At 78.4% G+C, this 837-nt stretch carries 1 protein-coding gene; it reads right to left on the bottom strand.

Translation table 11 applies throughout. The features are described 5' to 3' along the window. Positions 1 to 837 (bottom strand): LysM peptidoglycan-binding domain-containing protein (locus BI06_RS04205; protein ID WP_158516377.1); only part of this gene is annotated, 837 nt, incomplete at both ends.

Genomic DNA, 837 nt, shown 5'->3' with positions numbered 1-837 from the left:
GGCGCGGGGGCGGGTGCCTGCTCGGGCGCCGGAGCGGGGGCAGGAGCGGGAGCCGGGGCCGGGGTCGGGGCCGGGGCACCGGGCAGGCTGAGCACCATGCCCGGCACCACCACGTCCGGGTCGGTGAGCCGCTCGCCGTCGGGCGCCTGGACGCCCTGGTTCGCCTCGAACAGCTTCGGCCAGGCCTCCGCGTCGCCCAACTCCCTTTGGGCGATCGCCGACAGGCTCTCGCCGGCCTTCACGGTGACGGTGCCGCCCTGGGCCGCGCCGCCCGCCGGGCCGGTCTGCGGCGTGCCGGCCGGAGCGGGTGCGGGGGCTGCGGGCCCGGGGGTCGCCTGGTCGGGCTTGGCGTCGGCCGGCATGGCGAGCTTCCAACCGGGCTGGATCGGCCGGTCCGCGTCGAAGCGAACCCCCGAATCGTCCATCACCCGGCCGTCGTTGAGCTTGGCGATCTCCGTCCAGCGTTCCCCGGAGCCCAGTTGGCGCTCGGCGATGGACCACAGGCTGTCGGCCGGCCGGCTGTCCCGCACGGTGTAGCCGGCCTGCTGGTCGGCGGCGGGGGCGACGGCCGGCGCGTCCTGCGCGGCGGCGAGCTGCACGCCGGGGGCCGCCTGCGCGGCGGCGACGACCGGCGCGTGCTCCGCGGTGGCGGCGAAGGCCGAACCGGCCACCGGCACCAGGGCGATGACCGCGCCGACCAGTCCGGCCGCGGCCCGCTGGCTCCAGCCGAAGGCCGGGATCCGCCGAGCCACCCGGCCGCGCAACTGGGCCGGGACCTCCACCAGGACGGAGAGCGCGAAGCACGCCCAGCCGACCCAGCCGACCACCACCAGCAGC

It is taken from the genome of Kitasatospora sp. MBT66, from assembly GCF_000710405.2.
Classification (GTDB): Bacteria; Actinomycetota; Actinomycetes; order Streptomycetales; family Streptomycetaceae; genus Kitasatospora; species Kitasatospora purpeofusca.
This window is presented reverse-complemented; position numbering and strand designations above follow the sequence as displayed.